This window comes from bacterium (assembly GCA_037147175.1).
Lineage (GTDB): Bacteria > Cyanobacteriota > Vampirovibrionia > Gastranaerophilales > UBA9971 > UBA9971.
This window is the reverse complement of the sequence record JBAWVS010000105.1, coordinates 1-2055: the sequence shown is the minus strand read 5'-3', so window position 1 is coordinate 2055 and position 2055 is coordinate 1. Positions and strand designations below refer to the sequence as shown.

2 protein-coding genes and 1 other RNA gene are annotated in these 2055 nt (G+C 32.9%); 2 read left to right on the top strand and 1 reads right to left on the bottom strand.

Annotation, left to right across the window (positions count from 1 at the left end; translation table 11 throughout):
* The first annotated feature begins 210 nt into the window (after positions 1–210).
* Positions 211–948, top strand: coding sequence for a hypothetical protein (locus WCG23_13285; GenBank protein ID MEI8390844.1), 738 nt, complete (start codon positions 211–213; stop codon positions 946–948).
* On the opposite strand, the gene ubiE is transcribed toward WCG23_13285, so the two are convergent.
* Positions 949–1707, bottom strand: a complete 759-nt coding sequence (gene ubiE / locus WCG23_13280; GenBank protein MEI8390843.1) for a bifunctional demethylmenaquinone methyltransferase/2-methoxy-6-polyprenyl-1,4-benzoquinol methylase UbiE — start codon at positions 1705–1707, stop codon at positions 949–951.
* A 50-nt stretch (positions 1708–1757) separates the two neighbouring features.
* Between ubiE and rnpB the strand changes: the two genes are divergently transcribed.
* Positions 1758–2055: RNase P RNA component class A (rnpB, locus tag WCG23_13275), an RNA gene on the top strand; the annotation flags it as partial.

The following is a 2055-nucleotide window of genomic DNA, read 5'->3' as shown; positions in this document are numbered from 1 at the left end:
TAGTATAACCAGTTAGGCAGGGAATAAAAAATGTTTTTCTACGAAACAGACGAGGCTTTTATTTATACAATTATTGCAACAATGGGAATTGTTATTTTTTTCATTGTTTATATTATGATTCCAAAACCGCTTAAAAGATAAAAAAATAAAAATTTTGTATTATTCTTAAAATAATCGATTGAATTAAACACATAATTTGAGTATGCAAGAATGAAAAAAATCTTTAAACAGCTGGTTGTAATTTTTTCCCTAATATTTATTTCGGCATCAATATACTCTTTTCAGATTTTTATTTTTAAAAAACCTGACGACACTATGTTTTATTTATTGCAGGATTTTGCTTTTCTCCCTTTGCAGATACTGATAGTTACTTTTATTATTACTAATATCTTAAAAACGAGGGAAAAAAATATACTTCAAAATAAAATGTATATGGTCATAGGAGCATTTTTTAGCCAACTGGGACTTAAACTGATTAAAGATCTGGCAATTGATGATTTACATATAAAAGATGCCAGACAAATTCTAAATATCGAATCCAACTGGACTGAAAAAGAATTAATGAATGCAAAAAAACTTATCAATAAGCACAATTTTGTTATTAAAATTAGTACCGAAAATTTAATAAAACTCAAAAACAACCTCCTCAAAGAAAAGCCATTTTTGTTGGGATTACTGGAAAATCAGAATTTACTTGAACATGAGTTGTTTAGCGATCTTTTATGGACTATATGCCACTTAACAGAAGAATTAGAATACAGGGAAAATCTTGATAATTTATCAAAAAAAGATTATGAACACCTATGCTACGACATAAAACGCATTTATTATCCGCTTATAACCCAGTGGCTACAATATATTAACCATTTGAAATTTAATTATCCTTTTATATACTCACTTGTTATAAGAACCAACCCTTTTAATGAGGATGCCAAAGTTGAATTATAATTATACTACGGCAACATGCCCTGCTAATGCGCCAAAAGCAAAATTATAATTTATTACATCATCAAATCCAAGTTCATAAAAAATCCTGACAAGCTCATCTTGATCGGGGAAACTTTCGCAGGATTCCGGTAAATAAACGTAAGGCTCTGAACTACCATGAATTAATTTTCCCAATAACGGAACCAGTCCGAAAAAATAAAGCCTGAATATTTGACCTAAAATCCCTTTAGGTTTTCCCATGTCAAGATTTACAACATATCCGCCTTTTTTTGTAACTCTCTTAAGCTCAATAATGCCTTTTCTTAAATCAATCAGGTTTCTCAAACCAAAACTTATGAACACCACATCAAAAGAATCGTCTTCAAAGGGCAAATTCAGAGCATCAGCTGTTATAAATTCAATATTTTTATATTTTTTAGTTCTTTTAGCGGCAATCTCAAGCATTTTTTCAGAAAAATCAACGCCGGTAATTTTAACCGCATCATTGAATTTTTTTGCAATAAATATCGGGATATCACCTGTTCCTGTGCATACATCAAGAATTTTCATGCCTGCTTTTATTTGAACATTATTAATTACCTGTTTTTTGACAGAATTATGTCTTCCAAAACTAATTATATTGTTCATCAAATCATAATCGACAGCTAATTTGTCAAACATTTGACGAACATATTCGGATTTGCTGATTGCAGGCAGAGACTGTTCGTGACTGTTTTTATGGCGAGCAACCAAGCCTTTGATTTTTTTAAGATATTGCATGTTTTAAATTTTACTACAACATAAATTTCTATTGTTATAAAATGTTAAAGGAAGTAGTTCAGGTAATCGCGAAAGCGTGGGGCTTTGAAGAAATTCAACGACACATGCCTTTTGAGGAAAGTCCGGGCTCCACAGGGCAGGTCGCCGGATAACGTCCGGTGCAGGTGACTGTGAGGATAGTGCCACAGAAATGTTAACCGCCTATGTGAAGTTTATTCTTCGCAGGCAAGGGTGCAACGGTGGTGTAAGAGACCACCAGCAACATCGAGAGGTGTTGGCTAGGTAAACCCCGACCGGAGCAAGGTTAAATTGAGAATCAAGGCTGCCCGTCATTCTCAGGTAAACCGC

What these genes read in the sequence shown, in the direction of transcription:
- WCG23_13285 (MEI8390844.1), top strand. Translation starts at nt 211, where the DNA reads ATGAAAAAAATCTTTAAACAGCTGGTTGTAATTTTTTCCCTAATATTT.
- ubiE (MEI8390843.1), bottom strand. Translation starts at nt 1,707, where the DNA reads ATGCAATATCTTAAAAAAATCAAAGGCTTGGTTGCTCGCCATAAAAAC.